This is a genomic window from Actinomyces sp. oral taxon 180 str. F0310 (assembly GCF_000185285.1).
Lineage (GTDB): Bacteria > Actinomycetota > Actinomycetes > Actinomycetales > Actinomycetaceae > Pauljensenia.
Genome location: NZ_GL622194.1, coordinates 2,106,738 through 2,124,539, shown reverse-complemented (window position 1 = coordinate 2,124,539; position 17,802 = coordinate 2,106,738). Strand labels below are relative to the sequence as shown.

Below are 17,802 nucleotides of genomic sequence, written 5' to 3'. Positions count from 1 at the left end.
TTGTTTGTTGCCCTCCCGGGGATCTACCATCTGTTGTACCCATCCCAACGGTGTTGAAGGAGATTACGGCGATGAAGCCCCTCTCGGTCGCCACAGCGGCCTGCCTCCCCCTTGCTCTATGCCTACTACCGGCTGCCCCCGCGCTCGCCGATCCCGCGCGGTCGGCGACAACCGATGCCCTCACGGTGGCCACGTTCAACGCCAGCCTCAACCGAGACTCTCCGGGTCAGCTTCTCGACGACCTTGCCACGTCAGGCAATACCCAGGCGTCCAACGTCGCAGAAACCATCCAACGCGTGAATCCGGACATCATTTTGATCAACGAGTTCGACTACGACGCGAATTCGGCGGCTGTTGACCTCTTTCGCACGAACTACCTCGAAGTCCCGCACAACGGCGCCCAGCCCGTCACCTACCCCTACTCGTGGGCAGGTTCGGTGAACACGGGAGTCCCCAGCGGCTTCGACCTGGACGGGGACGGAAGCACCTCGGGCCCCTCCGACGCCTGGGGTTTCGGCAAGTTCCCGGGTCAATACGGTTTCGTCGTCTACTCGAAATACCCGATTAAGACCGACCAGATCCGCACGTTCCAAAACTTCTTGTGGAAGGACATGCCGGGCGCCCTCCTTCCGACCAACGCCGACGGCTCGGGCTGGTACTCCGACGAGATACTCCAGCGCTTCCCCCTCTCGTCTAAGACGCACGCCGACCTGCCGGTCGATGTCGACGGCACGACCGTCCACGTGCTCGCCGCTCACCCGACCCCACCGTCATTCGACGGACCCGAGCAGCGTAACAAGAAACGCAACTTTGACGAGATCCGCGTGTGGTCCGACTACGTAGCGAACCGGGCCGACTACCTCTACGACGACAAGGGCGTCAAGGGCGGCCTGTCCACCGATGCGAACTTCGTCATTCTGGGCGACTACAACTCCGATCCACTGGACGGCGATTCGTACCCGGGAGCCATCGACCAGCTCCTGACCAGCCCCCGAATCGTCGACACGATGCCGACCTCGCAGGGCGGGCCCAGCGAGGCGAAGCTCCAGGGTGGGGCCAACCTGAAGCACAAGACGGATCCGAAGTACGACACAGGCGACTTCAACGACGATCCGCGGCCGGGCAATCTGCGCATCGATTACGTGCTGCCGAACACGGGCACGCAGGTCGACGAGGCGCAGGTCTTTTGGCCAACCCGCGACGACGAGCTGTTCCGTCTCACCGGCCTCCATCCCTTCCCGACCTCCGACCACCGCATGGTCTGGACAAAGCTGCGCTTCCCGGCAGCAGAGCCACCGGCACCGGAACAGCCAAACCCCGGTGATCAAGGGCAGGCGGGCCCCTCGGGAGCAGGCAAGTCCGGCAAACTGGCGAATTCGGGCACGCATGTCGGCCTTCTCGGCATGATCGCCCTCACGGCGGGCCTGGGCGGCGCTCTCCTCATCGTCCAGCGTCGCGCGCGTCGTCGCCGGGCGTAGCCGCGATCACTCAACGCCTCGGGGCGGGTCTGATTGACCCGCCCCGAGGCGTTTCGCATGCGACACGGAATTCCTCGCGTGTCAGCCCGCCAACTGGCTGCCTCCCGCAGATGCATCTGTGCGTCCACAGCGGCATCGCACCCATAGCCCGGACACAAGATGAGGGACTGGTCACATGCCGATCCGGGCGTAAGTACATCCGAAGAGGCATATAATACATATATACATGTTTTGCATGTTATGTTGGATTTAGCAGAGAGGCTGGCACTATGACACCACGAAACCCCGCACACATCGGCCCCGGCGGGCGCGGCTTCTTCGGAACCGTCACCGTGGGCACGCGAGGACAGATCTCCATTCCCGCGCAGGCACGCAAGTCCCTCGGCCTGGAGCCCGGCGACCAGCTGGTCGTACTCACCGACCCCGCCCAAGGACTCGCCCTGATCCCCCTGTCCCTGCTGCTCGCCCAGCACGCCGACACCAACCCCATCGCGGCCCTCGTGCGCACCACCATGGCGGGCGACACACCTCCCGAGGCGGACAGCGGTCCCACAGGAGCAACCCCCGCCTCTTAGACCCAACACCACCCCACTGCACCACCAGGAGTAGAAATGACCACCCCAGCTATTAGCGCAGCGGATGTCACCAAGCGCTACGGCGACCTCACCGCCGTGGACGGCGTGTCACTGGAGGTCTCCCCCGGCGAGATCGTCGGGATCATCGGCCCCAACGGCGCAGGAAAGACCACCTTCATGGAATGCCTCGAGGGCCTGCGCCTGCCCGACAGCGGCGAAATCGACGTACTCGGGGAAGACCCCTCCCACCCCACCAAGCGGTGGCGCGAACGCATCGGTGTCCAGCTGCAGACAGCAGCCCTGCCGCCCAAGATCACCGTCAACGAGGCGCTCGCCCTCTTCGCGTCCATGTACTCCGACCCCGCCGACCCCGCCGCACTGCTCCACGAGCTCGGCATCGCCTCCAAAGGGCGCTCCTACGTGGACAAGCTCTCAGGCGGACAGCGCCAGAGGGTCTTCATCGCACTCGCCCTGCTGGGCAAGCCCGAACTGGTCTTCCTCGACGAGCTCACCACCGCGCTCGACCCCCAGGCGCGCCTGGCCATGTGGGACGTGGTGCGCTCCATCCGACAGGGCGGGGCCACAGTGGTCATGACCACCCACTACATGGAAGAGGCCGAGGCCCTGTGCGACCGGGTCGCCGTCATCGACGCGGGCCGCCTCATCGCGCTCGACACGGTCCCGGGCCTCATCGGCTCCCTCGGGAAGGGGACCAAGGTCCAGCTGCGCACCTCCCGCACGATCCAGCCCAGCGCGCTCGACGGCGTCGAGGGCATCAGCGACGTGGCGGTCGCCGGCACCGCCGTGTCGATGCTGTGGGCCGGCTCGGGGATCCCCCAGGCCGCCGTCTCCGCCATCGAGGCCACCGGCGCCACCGTGTCCAACATCCGCACCAGCTCCCCCGGCCTGGAGGACGTGTTCCTCGCCCTCACCGGCCGCGACATGCGTCAGGAGGCATGAGAGCCATGCGCACCTTCGTCCAACTCTGCCGCGTCACCGCGATGCGCGTGCTCCGCGAACCCGTCACCGTCATCTTCATGATCCTCTTCGCCCCCGCGTTCATCGGGTGCATGGGCCTCATCTTCGGCAACAACCCGGCGCCCGAGTTCGGCGGCAAGGGATTCCTCGAGGCGAACTTCACGGCCTTCCCGGGCATCGTCATCGCGATCACAGCGCTCATCATCGTCCCCGTTGACCTAGTGACCCAGCGGGGCGCGGGCGTCCTGCGGCGGTTCCGCGCCACCCCGCTCAACCCCGCGCTCTACCTGGCCGCCGACGTCGTCTCCCGGATGGTCCTGGGCCTGGTGTCCTTCGCGGCCATGTACGCGATCGCTGCCCTCGGCTTCGGGGTGCGGCCCGCCTCGGCCGGGGCATTCGCGTCCTCCCTGGTCGCGACGATGCTGGGGCTCGCCGCGTTCCTGGCGCCGGGCTACCTGATCGCCGGGCGCTTCCGCAACGTGGGCGCCGCGCAGGGGCTGGGGAACATCCTCATGTACCCGCTGATCTTTACCTCCGGTGCAGCGGTGCCCCTGGCGATGCTGCCCCCCGGGGTCCTCTCGGTCGCGAAGTATTCGCCGATGACGCAGCTCACCTACCTGACGCGGGGTCTTTGGGTGGGCGATGGGTGGGCAGAGCACTGGGTGGCAGCGCTTGTTCTCGTCGTCTTCGGCGCCGTCTGCGCCGCCGCTGCGGCGCGTTTCTTCCGCTGGGAGTGAGGCCATGGGTTCTCAGGTGCCCCACGTCCATTCGACGGGTCGCCCGCCCGGACGCTGGGCGCGCGTCGCCTGCTGGACGGCCTTCATCAGTGCCCTCTTGCCCGTGGCGTGGAGGATCGGGATGCTCTGCGGGGTGGACCTCGGCTTCTCCCAGGCAGACTTCTTCCGTTCCAACGCCTCGGCCACGGCCTACGTCCTGGGGCTCGAGGCCATCCAGGTCCTCGCTGGAACCCTGTGCCTCGGCCTCATCTACCCCTGGGGCGAGCGCGTTCCCCAATGGTGTCCCCTTCTCGGCGGAAGACAGATCCCCACGTTCTTGCCCCTCGTGCTCGGAGGGATCGGAAACGCCCTGCTCTACCGCATCAGCGCCACCCTGATCATCAGGTTCGGCTCCATCTGGCTGGGCCTGACCGAGGGGCAGACCCCGGCCGACGGAATGAACCACTGGCAACTGGCCATCCTGGTCGCGGCCTACGCCCCGATGCTGTTCCTGTGGGCTCCCGCCCTCACGATCGGCCTGATCGGCTACTGGCGTCGGCGCACAACCCGATAACACAGTGGGGGCCGCGCCTACCGGCGCGGCCCCCACGTCTAAGAGCAGGCGAGACTACTTCGTGCGGTGCGCTCGGTAGTACTCGATGAGAGCGCGAGTCGACTGATCCTGCGCGTCCAGGGCCTCGGACGAGCCCTCGATGGCAGGCAGGATCTGCTTGGCCAGAACCTTGCCCAGCTCCACGCCCCACTGGTCGAAGGAGTCAATGCCCCACACAGCGCCCTCCACGAAGGTGATGTGCTCGTACAGGGCGATCAGCTGTCCCAGAACAGAGGGGGTCAAGGCGGGCGCCATGATCGAGGTAGTGGGCCTATTTCCCGTGAAGACACGGGCGGAGACAATTGCCTCGGGCGTCCCCTCCGCGCGCACCTCCTCGCTCGTCTTACCGAAGGCCAGCGCCTTCGTCTGGGCGAAGAAGTTCGACAGGAACAGCTCGTGCATGTCGGCGTCGCCATCGCCCAGCGCCCACGTCGGGTTCGCGAAGGCGATGAAGTCGGCGGGGACCATGCGGGTGCCCTGGTGGATCAGCTGGTAGAAGGCATGCTGGCCGTTCGTTCCAGGCTCGCCCCAGAACACCTCGCCGGTCTCATACGTGACGGGGCTACCGTCGCGGCGCACCGACTTGCCGTTGGATTCCATGGTGAGCTGCTGCAGGTACGCGGGGAAGCGGTGCAGGTACTGGGAGTAGGGCAGGACCGCGTGCGTGTCGGCGCCCAGGAAGTTCGAGTACCACACGTTGAGCATCCCCATGAGCAGGGGGACGTTCTTCTCGGGCGGCGCCTCGACGAAGTGGCGGTCCATCTTGTGGAAGCCGTCCAGGAAGTCGGCGAAGCCCTCGGGGCCGATGGCGATGGCCAGCGACGTGCCGACGGCGGAGTCCACGGAGTAGCGTCCGCCCACCCAGTTCCAGAAGCCGAAGGCGTTGGCCGGGTCGATGCCGAAGGCCGCGACCTTGTCCAGGGCGGTGGACACGGCCACGAAGTGCTTCGCGATCGCGTCCTGCTCGGAAGCGGCATCGGTGACGATGCCGCGCTCGCGCAGAGCATCCAGGAGCCAGGCGCGCACGACCTTCGCGTTCGTGATGGTCTCCAGGGTGGTGAAGGTCTTGGAGGCAACGATGACGAGGGTCGTCTCGGGATCGAGGTCCTTCGTGGTCTCGCCGGCGTCGGTGGGGTCGATATTCGAGATGAAGCGGCACTCCAGGCCCGCCTGCACGTAGGGTTTGAGGGCCTCGTAGGCCATGACGGGGCCGAGGTCGGAGCCGCCGATGCCGACGTTGACGACGGTCTTGACGGGCTTGCCCGTCACGCCCTTCCATTCCCCGCTGCGCACGCGACGTGCAAAGGCGTAGATCTTGTCGAGTTCGGCGTGGACGTCTGCGACCGCGTCTTGTCCGTCCACGGACAGGGAATCGGTGGCCGGGCGACGCAGGGCGGTGTGCAGGACGGCTCGATCCTCCGTGACGTTGATGTGTTCACCCGCGAACATGCGGTCACGCAGATCGAGGACGCCGGTCTGCTCAGCGAGCGCGAGGAGGTGTCCCACCAGCGTGGGGCACACGAGGTTCTTCGACAGGTCAACGTGCAGGTCGGCCGCATCGAAGGTGAATGCCTGCGTGCGCGTGGGGTCGTCCGCGAATAGCTTGCGCAGGTCGGGATCAAAGGTTTCGGCCAGCTGATCGAGCGTGTCCCACGCGGGGGTCATCGTCGGATCGATCACGGGGATATCACTCATGGGGTCTCCTGAGAGTCGAGGAACGTTCGCTCCTATTTTAGCGACGCTGAGCCCCGCGGTCACCCCCGGTTCTCCCTCCCGGATCGGTGAGGCCGCGTCCCCCCTCAGAAAACGGGGGTCCGCGGCCTCACCACCGGGCGCATGCGCCCACGCGTCACTCGATCGAATCGTCGATGTGGATCGGTGCGGCCTCAATCCCGGGGTTCTGCAGGGAGACGATGCGCTGGACGGGAACCATGTCACGCCACCACTGGAGGAAGGGCCGACGGTTGACGATGTCCAGGTCGTCGAACATGTTCTTCACGGGCCGCGCCTCGGTGTTGTTGCCGACCTGTCCGATGTAGTAGGCCCCCCGGTCCCCACGCTCGAACTGGTCGACGAGCTGCGCGAAGGCGCGACTCACGAGCCGGGTCGCCAAGAGTCGATCGTAGGGCGACGGCGACCCGCCCTGCTGCAGGTGCCCCAGGGCCATGTGACGCACATCAAAGATGCCCTCGGACTCGGCGTTGAACACGTCGGCGAGGAACTCGCGGTCGTAGTACTGGGACGTCGACTCGTTGACGAGGGTGAGGAAGAGCCGACGCCCAGACTTGAAGGACGTCACCATCCGAGCCGCATCTACGGCAATCTGTTCGAGGGAAGGAGTGTCCTCGTTCATGTACATGTACTCCGCGCCCGTCGACAGGGCGCTCATGAGAGTCAGGTATCCGCAGCGGCGCCCCATCGTCTCCGCGATAAAGCAGCGCTTGGAAGCGGCGGCGCTCTCCTTGATCCGGTCGATCGCCCACGTGGCGTTGTTGATCGCCGTGTCGGTGCCGATCGCGAGCTCACAACCGGGCAGGTTGTTGTCGATCGACGCGGGAATCAGGAGCATCGGAATCTGGAACGCCGGGTAGCGGTCCTTCTCCGAGGTGATGGCGTGGACACCGAGGTAGGCGTTGAGTCCTCCGATCACGAGGAGCGCGTCGATCTCATTGCGTTCGATGGCTCGCCCCAGCGCGTAGAACTGCTCCACGGGCGGGATGTCGCGCTTCGTTCCGAGCTCCGCGCCTCCCTTGAAGGCCCACCCCTCAACGTCCGACCAGCTGAGGGGACGCACCCGGTCGTCGGCGAGGCCACTCCACGACCCCTCAACGCCCAGCATCGTCCAGCCGCGGGCAATGCCCAGGCGCACGGCCACCCGGGCAGCCGTGTTCATGCCGGGCGCGAGGCCGCCGGCGTGGATGATCGCGACCCGCATCGTTTCACCCTCCGGTTCCGGGGTGAGCTGAGGAGGCGTCGACAGCACCTGGTTGATGCCCACCATCGAGGAAAAAGACGTGCCCCGCGACGCCTGGGCGGCCTTGTAGTCTCCCGCGGCGACCAGGTCCTTCACAGCGCGAGTGTCGCGCACCGCTTTCATGAGGGGAATCCGGGTGATGCGGTTGTGACGCACCCCCAGGATGACGGGCTCATCATCGCCCGTGCGATCGAGGATCTCCTGGACGGCGGCGTAGCCGAGCAGGGTGGACATCCAGCGGTCGTAGGCCGACGGAGTGCCCCCGCGCTGGACGTGACCAAGAATCGTCACTCGCGCGTCTTCGCCGGTACGTTCCTCGATGGTGTCGGCGACCAGCTGCGCGGGTAGCTCGTTGCCGTCGCGATCGCGCGCTCCCTCGGCAACCAGGACGATCGACTCGCGGCGCCCCGCCTCGCGGCCCAGGCGCAGGTGCTCCGCGAGGTCATCCTGCCAACCGGGACCGGCCGGATCCTCGGGGGTGAAGACATAGTCGGCGCCGCCCGCGACCGCGGCCATCAGGGGCAGGTAGCCGCAGTGACGGCCCATGACCTCGACGACAAACGTGCGCTGGTGGGAGGCCGCCGTGCTGGTCAGCTGGTCGATCGCGTCCAAGATGCGGTGCAGCGCGGTGTCAGCGCCGATCGTCATGTCGGTGCCCACCATGTCGTTGTCGATCGATCCGACCAGACCGACGACGATGAGATCCGGGTGGGCGAGAGCATCCTGCTCCGAAATAACGCCCTCATCGGCGAGTTCTCGAACGTGCTGCCCCCACTCGCTTCTAAACTCGTCCGTTCCCGACAGAGATCCGTCGCCGCCGATCACAACGAGGTGGTCGATCCCGTGTTCGAGGAGGTTGGCCGCGGCACGGTGGCGCCCCTCGTAGGTGCGGAAGTCCGCGCTGCGGGCTGTGCCGATGACCGTCCCGCCTTCGGCGAGGATCGAGGAAACGTCCGACCATTCCATTCTCTTGATGGAATCGCCTCCGTCGCATGCACCCTGCCATCCTTCGAGGATGGCGTAGGGCTGCGCGCCCCTGGCCAGCGCCGTTCGCACAACTCCGCGAACGGCCGCGTTCATTCCCTGGGCGTCTCCGCCGGATGTGAGGACTCCGATGCGCACAGTGCTCATTTTTCTGCCATCTTTCATTGACGGAAGGGCCGGGTAAGCCGACAGGCCTATCGCCGTCAATTCTACGCCACCACCCCGCCAGACACCAGGGCCTTACTCCCATGAGACGCCGAGACGAGAGCGTACCCGCGACCCCCTAGGGCTGCCCTCCCAGGAAATGCCCCGGAACCCGTGTGGTGCCATGACGAGCGGCCGAATCGGCCAGTTCCTCGGGACTGACAACGCCCTCGACGGAGACGCGATCCAGGTAGACCATGCCGTCGAAAGCCAGCTCGCGGGCGTTCTCCGGGTCTCCCTCGCGCCCGATCGTTCCGTGAGCGACGCGGTCGACGATCATCGCGATCGCCCCGTCGCCCGTGACGTTCGTGGCGGTACCAAAGGAATCCAGGGCGATATAGGTCGCAATCATGAGCCCGACCTGCGCCTCGTTGAACCCCAGCATCGAGGACAGCAGGCCCGTGGCCGCCATGATGGCGCCGCCGGGCACGCCGGGGGCGGCGACCATCGTGATGCCGAGCATGAAGATAAATCCAACCCACTGCACCGGCGAAACGCTGAGCCCCTGGGTCAGGACGATCGCGAAGGCGAAGGCGAAGATCTTCGACGTCGAGCCGGCCAGGTGGATCGTCGCGCACAGCGGAACGGTGAAGGAAGCGACCGCCTCCGACACGCCGTTCTTCTTCGTCTGGCGCAGCGTCACCGGGATGGTTGCCGCCGAGGAGGAGGTCCCCAGCGCCGTCAGGTAGGCCGGCATCATGGTGAGCAACGCCTTGACCGGGTTGCGACGCGCGACCGCTCCCGCGACGCAGAACTGCGTGAGAAGAATGACGACCTCCAAGACGAGGACGACAACGACCACGCGCAGCAGCGTGCGGATGACGGAGATTGCCTCTCCCGTGTAGGTCAGGTTCAGGAAGATGCCGAAGATGTGCAGGGGCAGGAGCGGAACGATGATCGTTTCAATCAGGCGGGTGATGATCGCGCGAAACTCGATGAATCCCTTGCGCAGGACGCCTCGCGGCACCATCGACAGGCCGATGCCGACCACGAAGGACAGCAGCAGGGCGGTCATGACCTGCATGGGCGGGGGCATCTCGATCGTGAAGTAGGACTCCAGGGCGCTACCCGGCTTGTCCACGCTCGACAGTTGAGTCGACGCGAGCAGGCGCGGGAAAAGCGAGAAGCATACGAGGAACGTGAGGAAGCCGGAGAACAGGGTCGATCCGTAGGCAAACGCGGTCGTAATGCCCAGCCACTTCCCGGCCCCTCGACCCAGGTCGGCGATGGCGGGAGTCACGAGGCCGATGATGATCAGCGGGATCGCAAAGCTCAGGAACTGGCTGAAGATGTCGGAGAAGGTTGCAAAAACGCGTCCGACCCCGACCGGGATCAGGTGGTTGCCGCCAATGCGAATCGATCCGAGGACGCTCGCGAGGATGATCGCCGCGATCACCCACACGAGAATTCCCGACTTACGCAGAAACTCGCGCATGTGTTTCACCTTGAGAAGATTATGGATGATGGGTTAGACATAGCATGCACGAGCGTGACGGATCGTTACACGGATAACCAGGATGCGGAACATTGCCCATGCGCGGGTCAGCAGCCTCGTTCATCGCCCCTTATCGCGGGCTCTTCCGCGCGTTTTCACAAAATGCTGGACGTCAGCGCACCGCCATCGTCGACACGTAGGGAGCTAGATACCAGATAATCGCGGCGAGAATCACGTACACGGAGACGTCAACGAGGCGCCCCCTCGAGGCAAACCACGGACGCCCAGGGGTCCACAGACGCAGGGCACCCATCCCCGCCAGCACCGCAACCAGGACCATCACAGCCCGGTAACGGTGATCCGTCGCCGACAGCGCGATGACGCCGAGGACGCCGAGGACGCTGAGAGCGCAACCGAGCCACGCGCCCAGCCGTGCGCGCACTCCCTTCTCCTCGTTCTTCACGCCCCCTACCCTAGCGCACGATCGAACGCGACCGGCATCCTCCTCTCGCCCGCGCGACCGGCTTGGGCCGGAAGAGACTCCGCTGTGACGAAAAGGGATGCGCGCGGGTTTAAGATGGTCCCAAAGGCCTATGTGGCAACGGTTATTCTCTCGCAACCAAAGGAGCAATTCGAGTGTCCCGTTTCATTGTTGTCGCCCCCGGCTCGTCGGAGGCAGCCGCCCTCGCCACGGAGGAGCTCGCCCGCGTCCTGGGTGCCGCCACCTGCGTTGATGCCCTTGCCGGCACGAGCGCCTCGGACGCGGCCCTGCGTCCCGCCTCCGCTCTTCCCGCGGCGGTCCAGGCCGTGCGCGCGTCCGGCGATGACGCCCTGATCATCCCGGCTCGCGAGGCCTCGAACCGTTCGTTCGACCACGTTGCCTGGAACCTCGCGCTGGCGGCATCCACCCGCGCCGCTGTCGTCCTCGCTTTCGACTCCGAGGGTGCCAGCCCCGAGCTGCTCGCCGAGGAGATCGCCGCCGCCCGTCTGCGCGCGCAGGCCGCTGCCGCAAGCGTCGTCGCGGTCATCCTCACCGGCGCCGTCCCCGAGGTCACGTGCGACCTGCCGCTCTTCTCCCTGCCCCTGACCGAGGAGGCCGCCCAGTGCTTGCGCGAGCGTCCCGCGCCGAGCGCAGTCACCCCCATCGCCTTCCAAGCCGACCTTATTGAGCGTGCGCGCGCTGATCGCAAGCGCATCGTCCTGCCCGAGCCCGACGACGACCGTGTCCTGCAGGCCGCGGCGCAGGTCCTCGCCGCGGGCATCGCCGACATTACCTTCGTGGGTGACGCCGATTACGTCGCTAAGCGCGCCGGTGAACTCGGCCTCGACCTGAGCGCCGCCCAGGTCGTCTCCGTTAACGATCCCGCCTACCTGGAGCGCTACGCCGAAGAGTTCGCTCGTCTGCGCGCGAAGAAGGGCGTCACGCTGGAGCAGGCGCGCGAGAAGGTCACGGATGTCTCCTACTTCGGCACGATGATGGTGCACATGGGCGACGCCGACGGCATGGTCTCCGGCGCAGCCCACACGACGGCTCACACGATCGTTCCCTCCTTCCAGATCATCAAGACCGCCCCCGGCGTCTCCGTGGTGTCCTCGATCTTCCTCATGGCAATGAAGGACCGGGTGTGGGCGTTTGGTGACTGCGCGGTCAACCCCAACCCCACGCCGGAACAGCTGGCCGACATCGCGATCACGTCGGCGCACACCGCCGCCCAGTTTGGCGTCACCCCCCGCGTCGCCATGCTGTCCTATTCCACCGGCACGTCCGGCTCCGGGCCGGACGTGGATGCGGTTGTCGAGGCCACGCGTCTGGCCCGGGAGAAGGCCCCCGATCTGGCCATTGAGGGTCCCATCCAGTTCGACGCTGCCGTCGACGAGGCCGTGGCGTCCAAGAAGTTGCGCGGTTCCGAGGTCGCGGGCAAGGCCACCGTCTTCGTGTTCCCCTCGCTTGAGGCCGGAAACATCGGATACAAGGCCGTGCAGCGCTCCTCCGGCGCCGTCGCCGTCGGCCCGGTCCTGCAGGGCCTGAACAAGCCCGTCAACGACCTGTCGCGCGGCGCTCTCGTCGAGGACATCGTCAACACTGTCGCCCTGACCGCCGTCCAGGCCCAGGGCTGATCGAGGCATGGCGGCGGGGCCCGGTTGCCGCCGATCGGCCGTCGGGCCCCGGCCTCGTCCTTCACTCCCATCTACTCCCTATGAAAGGCTCACACGTGTCTGCTTCCTCCGTTCTCGTCATTAACTCGGGGTCCTCCTCCATCAAGTATCAGCTCGTCGACCCCGAAACGGGCGATGCTATCGCGAAGGGCATCGTGGAGCGCATCGGCGACTCCATGGGCATCGTGAGGCACGTCCACGGCGAGTCGGTGACCGAGGAGGAGATCCCCATTGCGGATCACACCGTCGGAATGCGCGAGGTCCTGCGCCTCTTCGACGCGGAGGGCCCGACCCTGGCCGAAGCGGGCATCGTCGCCGTCGGCCACCGCATCGTTCAGGGCGGCCGTCACTTCGACGGCCCGGCGCTAATCACGGACGAGGTTCGCGACCTCATTGAGGAGCTGTGTCCGCTCGCTCCCCTGCATAATCCCGCCCACCTCAAGGGCATTGACGTGGCGCGCGAGCTCATGCCCGACGTCCCGCACGTCGCCGTTTTCGACACGGCGTTCTTCCAGCAGCTCCCCGACCGCTCCGCGCTGTACGCCCTCGAGACCGAGACGGCCGAGAAGTACTCGGTGCGTCGCTACGGCGCGCACGGCACCTCCCACCAGTTTGTCTCACAGGAAATCTCCACGATGCTCGGGCGCGACGATCTCAAGCAGATCGTCCTGCACCTGGGCAACGGCGCCTCCGTGTCCGCGGTCAAGAACGGCCACCCGATTGACACGTCCATGGGCCTGACCCCCCTCGAGGGGCTGATGATGGGCACGCGCACGGGCGACATTGACCCGGCCGTGGTGTTCCACCTCCAGCGCGTGGCGGGCATGAGCGTCGACGAGGTCGACACGCTTTTCAACAAGAAGTCCGGCATGAAGGGCATGACCGGCGAGTCCGACATGCGCTCCGTGTGGGCAATGATCCACAACGACGAAGATCCCGAGAACCAGCAGCGCGCCCGTACCGCGATGGACGTCTACGTCAACCGCCTGCTGAAGTACGTGGGCTCCTACACGGCGGAGCTCGGTGGCCTCGATGTCATCACCTTCACCGCCGGCATCGGCGAGAACGACAGCGACGTGCGCCGCGAGCTGGCCGAGGCCCTCGCGCCCTTCGGGGTCAAGATCGACGTGGAAGCGAACAAGGTACGCAGCGGCGAGCCGCGCATCGTCTCGACGCCGGATTCGACCGTGACGCTGGTCGTCTTCCCCACCAACGAGGAGCTGGCGATCGCACGTCAGGCGCTGACCTTCGCCTGAGTCGTTCGCCTACAAGGCCGGGGTTCCCACGGGGCCCCGGCCTGACGCGTATCCTGGGAAGGGAGCGCGAGCAAGGAGGCCCTCATGAACGACGACGTTTCGACCCTGGCGGATTGGATCGCTGATTCGCCCTCCACCGTGTTTTTCGGCGGCGCGGGCGTGTCCACGGAGTCGGGAATCCCCGATTTTCGAGGGGCGAACGGCTTCTACTTTCAGGAGCGCGAGATTCCCCTTGAAACGGTGCTGAGCATCGACTTCTTCAGCCGCCACCCCGAGGCGTACTGGCAGTGGTTTGACGAGGTGTACCGCCCGGTGGAGCCCAACGGCGCACACAGGGCCCTGGCGTCTCTGGAGGCCGCGGGTCGCCTGGACGCTGTCATCACGCAGAACATCGACGGCCTGCACCAGCGGGCCGGGTCGCGCGCCGTGTGGGAGCTGCACGGCAACTGGGAGCGGCTCGTGTGCCCGGGATGCGGAGCCGTCCAGCCGCTGGGTGAGTCTCTCCGTTCCAGCACCGACCCCGTCCCTTCGTGCCCGTCGTGCGGTTCCCATCTGCGCCCGGATATCGTCATGTACGGCGAGGCCCTCGACCAGGGCGTCATCGAGGCCGCCGTCACCGCTATTTCTCGGGCGTCCGTTCTCATCGTGGCCGGGACGTCCCTCGTGGTGTATCCAGCGGCGGGCCTCATCGACTATTTCTCCGGGGACCACCTGGTGCTCATGAACGCGACCCCCACCTCGGCCGATGCGCACGCGGACATGATTATCCGCGAGCCGGTCGCCCACACATTCGACCAGGTCATGGCCGACCTATTTTGAATAGCCCCCCAGAAGCTACGCAACGTGTATGAGCCACACACCGTCGTGAGATATTTCTTGGAACTGATAGCAACTCAAAAGCCCTCAGAGATGGCATTAGCGGTCATAGGCCATAGGTCAACAGCAATCGATCAACGACCTCTTCACCATCAAGCACCTCACCAGCTAACTGAAATCTCCTCAACATAGACTTACCAACAGAGATTCGCACTTCGCTTTCAAATAGATTCCTAGGCAAATCGAGATCCACCCATTTCCGCCCCCCCTGCTTCGAGCCGTCAATCGACATCGCTACTCGAACACCACGAGACTTAGCATCATCAATACAACCAATCAAATCATCAAAGTCAAAAGACTGCGCGCCATAGAGAATCTTCTGTGTATCAACATACGGCGGATCACAGTACACCAAATCCCCTGACTGCGGCAATTCAAATGCCTCCCTGTAATCCATACAGTCAAATGTCGCACCAACCACGCGCTCACGCCATGAATACACACGCTTCCGGAAGGACTCTGTAGAAATTGGCATGTGCGCACCAACCGGAGTTGACATATAGCCGTCAGCCTTACGAAAACGAATAACACCGCCATAGCACGCGCGGCTCAAAAAGACGAATGCCCTATCATCATTAGACAAGTTATAATCATCGAGTGCGCGCCGATAAACACAGCGCTTATCAACTCCCTTATCAATCTGCGCTCGATAACGATCATAATCTGAGATCAGCTCCTCTGGAGCATGTACGAGACGGTCCCAAATTCGAATCAATGCAGGTAGAACATCACTTCCCACCGCACAATTTGGAGCAAGCGCCCCCATAACCGCTCCCGAGCCAAGAAAGGGCTCGTAGTATACACCAAAGTCTAACGGGAACGCATCGACGATTTGCCGAGCAATGCGCTGCTTATTGCCGACCCACTTCAAGAGTTGTGGTGGCAATGATTTCAAACACTCTTCCATATCAATATTATATCTCAATTGGCGAAAGCAACACTCAATAGAACTATGTACCGCAATGTGCGAATCGACACGATAATCGTTCGATTATACAACACTATGTCTTAACAAGATTCAACAAGTGCCTCGCCAAAGCAAGGCAATTAGCTTAAACAATCCCCTACCTCCGACAGGATTTGCCACCTTGACATCCCTTCCGCCAGTACCTAGGCTATATGCACATGCACCTTCAATAAGGCTTGTCAAGGAGGAGATTATGAAAAGCATCAGCCGATGGAACAGAGCGGACGCATCTTTCTGGCACCATGTTCGCATCTTATCGGAACACTTGGGATATTCTCGAAGAAGGACAGTGCTCCGCCACTCCCACAGAGACATTCTGGACGCACTGAGAACACTCAACCTGAACTACTCAACTAGCGATGCCCTTGTCTACAATCTTGTCGACTACTTTAATTTTAGAGCCAACCTGATCGAAAATGAAATCGCAAATTACCTTCAGGATGCCGATCAAGCACGACTCCTCTTTGAGGAAGTCGCCGCTCGCTACACATCTGGATACACCTCCCAGATTAAACACGGAAGTGAAACTTCGCGCATCTACAATGTAATAGAAGGTGTTCCAACAATTGCACCATTCAACAAGCAGAAAGGAAATAAACGTGACATCGATTTCCTTACCGCAACATCTAACATCCTAATATCACACTATCTCCAAGGCGACAGTTTCGACGCAGACCCACGAAAGCTCCCCGTCTTCACAGATGGAACAACCATCACTTCATCAATGAGTAGAAGGATGGACGGCGCTTACCCTCGTTGCACAAACCCAATCGCACTTTGGGAATTTAAATGTTACTACTACACGACAACTTTTGGCTCTAAGATTAGCGATGCAGTTTATATTGCCGACCTTGACGGATACGAACGATACTCCACTAAGGCAGCCACAGGTTCCTCGGTTCATCTGTCACTATTCATCGACGCTTATTCAACGTGGATGCAACAGGGCAAGAGCTACCTTTGCCGTATCATCGACCTCTTACAGCGGGGTGCCATTGACGAACTTATTGTCGGACGCGAAGTCACAACCGCTATCCCAGAAATGGTTGAGGAATGGCGTGCCACAGAGACTTTCAACAGTAAAGCTATAGACTTCATACTCTAATTCCTCTGACATGGTTGATAACGTATAATGCTTCGTTCACGCCAAGAATCTGTATTCAACACAGACTATCCGACGCGCTCACATCCCTAGCATTTCTACACTCACAGCACGTTAATTGTGGACATCATCGCACTATATGGCGCACGTTGCAGATGTACTAGCGGTTATTTGCCTTCTATTACCCATCATAAACATCATCTTGAGGCATGACTTGCCTGATTGAAGTTCGCCAATATCAGCTATTATTCGGGGACCACCTCGTGCTCATGAACGCCAGCCCAACCTCGGCCGACGCACATGCTGACCTGATAATCCGTGAGCCGGTCGCCCGCACGTTCGACCAGGTCATGGACGAGCTACGCGCGCGGGGCGCCGTGTCTGCGTAGACGTTACGACACAGGGGCATTCACTCACGCGGATAGGTTGTACGCATACGGATAGGTTATGCGTATGCGGATAGCTTATTTTCCTATCCGCATGTTCGTAACCTATCCGTATCTTCATAACCTATCCACATGTTCGTCACATATCCGCCTCTCTGTTTCCTATCCAGAAGCTCTCCGCACCAACCCGCAGGATCAGCCCTCCTCCAGGCCGGCGGGATCGACGAGGGCCAGGGCGCGCGGGGCGCGCGAAATCCGCACGCTTTGTCCCCACGTGAGGGTGAGGCGGTCGGACTCCATGCCATCGCCGAACAACACGAGGGATTCGGAGGCAACGACGAGGCCGAGATCTTCGCCCTCATCCAGGATGCCCTCGGTGTACTCGACGCCGGTGAAGGGCGAGGGCCACGCCTCGCGCACGAACCACGCGAGGCAGCGCGAGGTCGGCGCGGGCAACTCCCCCATGTGGCGGCCACGTTTGAGGGATGCGCCCCACCCGGTCGCCCCGGTCCCAGTCGAGACAACGACGCCCGAGGAGGACTGCCGCTCGACGGTGGCCCCAAGGGTCAGCTCGTAGCGGGCGCTCTGGTGGCTCGGATGCCCAATGAACACTTCGTTGAGGGCGGTGAGCGTGCGCGAGTCGTCGGCGGTCGCCCGCACCATCGTCAGCTGGTCCACCCGCAGGTCGGCGCCCGCGTCGATACGCCCGAGGGCCGCGACCCCCTGGTCGGGAGTGCATCGGACGAGCACGCCGGCGTTCGATTGGGGCACCGAGTTGATGCCGACCACGGCCTGGTTGCCCGCGTACTTGGCGACGTTGGCGACCAGACCGTCGGGGCCCACGACGACGATGACGTCCTCGGGAGCGAAGAGGAAGCGTGACAGGGAGTCGCGCTCCACGTCGGCGCTCGCCCACCCCTGCGGTATTCCTGCCCGCACGCGAGCCAGGGCGGCCACGTGCGCCTCATGTGCGCGCTCGACGGAGGCGAGGGTGCGTCCGCGCGAGCGCAGGACGAATTCGACCTGGCCGCGCGTGGAATAGCGGTCCATGAGCTCGTCGAACTCGGTGGGGCGTCGGACGATGACGGCACGGCGGCGCAT

General features: G+C 63.7%; 15 protein-coding genes and 1 pseudogene. 10 read left to right on the top strand and 6 right to left on the bottom strand.

Annotated elements, in window-relative coordinates; all coding sequences use genetic code 11:
* The first annotated feature begins 71 nt into the window (after nt 1–71).
* The 5 genes from HMPREF9006_RS09070 to HMPREF9006_RS09050 all read left to right on the top strand — a co-directional run bounded on the left by HMPREF9006_RS09070 (nt 72) and on the right by HMPREF9006_RS09050 (nt 4,321).
* Nucleotides 72–1,478, top strand: coding sequence for an endonuclease/exonuclease/phosphatase family protein (locus tag HMPREF9006_RS09070; RefSeq protein ID WP_034231643.1), 1,407 nt, complete (start codon nt 72–74; stop codon nt 1,476–1,478).
* A 269-nt stretch (nt 1,479–1,747) separates the two neighbouring features.
* Entirely contained in the window at nt 1,748–2,053 is a 306-nt protein-coding gene (locus HMPREF9006_RS09065) for an AbrB/MazE/SpoVT family DNA-binding domain-containing protein (protein ID WP_009213297.1), read from the top strand.
* A 36-nt stretch (nt 2,054–2,089) separates the two neighbouring features.
* Nucleotides 2,090–3,013: an ABC transporter ATP-binding protein gene (locus HMPREF9006_RS09060; RefSeq protein ID WP_009213296.1), complete on the top strand. Its 924-nt coding sequence runs from the start codon at nt 2,090–2,092 to the stop codon at nt 3,011–3,013.
* Nucleotides 3,014–3,018: 5 nt separating this feature from the next.
* Entirely contained in the window at nt 3,019–3,768 is a 750-nt protein-coding gene (locus HMPREF9006_RS09055; protein ID WP_034231640.1) for an ABC transporter permease, read from the top strand.
* A 4-nt stretch (nt 3,769–3,772) separates the two neighbouring features.
* The gene (locus HMPREF9006_RS09050; RefSeq protein WP_009213294.1) at nt 3,773–4,321 is read left to right on the top strand and encodes a hypothetical protein; all 549 of its coding nucleotides are present in this window, start codon (nt 3,773–3,775) and stop codon (nt 4,319–4,321) included.
* Between the two features lie 54 nt (nt 4,322–4,375).
* Here the strand turns inward: HMPREF9006_RS09050 and pgi are convergent, their stop codons facing one another.
* From pgi to HMPREF9006_RS09030, 4 genes are all read right to left on the bottom strand, one after another.
* Nucleotides 4,376–6,055: a glucose-6-phosphate isomerase gene (pgi, locus tag HMPREF9006_RS09045; protein WP_009213293.1), complete on the bottom strand. Its 1,680-nt coding sequence runs from the start codon at nt 6,053–6,055 to the stop codon at nt 4,376–4,378.
* A gap of 154 nt (nt 6,056–6,209) precedes the next feature.
* A complete protein-coding gene (locus HMPREF9006_RS09040; RefSeq protein ID WP_009213292.1) occupies nt 6,210–8,465 on the bottom strand; it encodes a 6-phosphofructokinase in 2,256 nt (751 codons plus the stop codon).
* 136 nt (nt 8,466–8,601) lie between these two features.
* Nucleotides 8,602–9,957, bottom strand: a complete 1,356-nt coding sequence (locus tag HMPREF9006_RS09035; RefSeq protein WP_009213291.1) for a dicarboxylate/amino acid:cation symporter — start codon at nt 9,955–9,957, stop codon at nt 8,602–8,604.
* A 172-nt stretch (nt 9,958–10,129) separates the two neighbouring features.
* Nucleotides 10,130–10,420: a hypothetical protein gene (locus tag HMPREF9006_RS09030; protein WP_009213289.1), complete on the bottom strand. Its 291-nt coding sequence runs from the start codon at nt 10,418–10,420 to the stop codon at nt 10,130–10,132.
* Between the two features lie 173 nt (nt 10,421–10,593).
* Between HMPREF9006_RS09030 and pta the strand changes: the two genes are divergently transcribed.
* From pta to HMPREF9006_RS09015, 3 genes are all read left to right on the top strand, one after another.
* Nucleotides 10,594–12,075, top strand: coding sequence for a phosphate acetyltransferase (gene pta / locus HMPREF9006_RS09025; RefSeq protein ID WP_009213288.1), 1,482 nt, complete (start codon nt 10,594–10,596; stop codon nt 12,073–12,075).
* A gap of 95 nt (nt 12,076–12,170) precedes the next feature.
* The gene (locus HMPREF9006_RS09020) at nt 12,171–13,370 is read left to right on the top strand and encodes an acetate/propionate family kinase (protein WP_034231635.1); all 1,200 of its coding nucleotides are present in this window, start codon (nt 12,171–12,173) and stop codon (nt 13,368–13,370) included.
* Nucleotides 13,371–13,454: 84 nt separating this feature from the next.
* Entirely contained in the window at nt 13,455–14,189 is a 735-nt protein-coding gene (locus HMPREF9006_RS09015) for an NAD-dependent protein deacylase (protein WP_009213286.1), read from the top strand.
* Nucleotides 14,190–14,292: 103 nt separating this feature from the next.
* Here HMPREF9006_RS09015 and HMPREF9006_RS10455 read toward each other — a convergent pair whose 3' ends face one another.
* Nucleotides 14,293–15,153: a DNA adenine methylase gene (locus HMPREF9006_RS10455; protein WP_009213285.1), complete on the bottom strand. Its 861-nt coding sequence runs from the start codon at nt 15,151–15,153 to the stop codon at nt 14,293–14,295.
* A gap of 253 nt (nt 15,154–15,406) precedes the next feature.
* On the opposite strand from HMPREF9006_RS10455, the gene HMPREF9006_RS10665 reads away from it, so the two are divergent.
* Nucleotides 15,407–16,318 (top strand): DUF7687 domain-containing protein, encoded by a 912-nt coding sequence (locus tag HMPREF9006_RS10665; RefSeq protein WP_198002554.1) that lies wholly within the window; start codon nt 15,407–15,409, stop codon nt 16,316–16,318.
* Between the two features lie 248 nt (nt 16,319–16,566).
* A pseudogene (locus HMPREF9006_RS10760) lies at nt 16,567–16,704 on the top strand (NAD-dependent protein deacylase); the annotation flags it as partial.
* A 192-nt stretch (nt 16,705–16,896) separates the two neighbouring features.
* Here the strand turns inward: HMPREF9006_RS10760 and HMPREF9006_RS09000 are convergent.
* On the bottom strand, nt 16,897–17,802 hold the full coding sequence (locus HMPREF9006_RS09000) for an inorganic polyphosphate/ATP-NAD kinase (protein WP_009213282.1): 906 nt from the start codon (nt 17,800–17,802) through the stop codon (nt 16,897–16,899).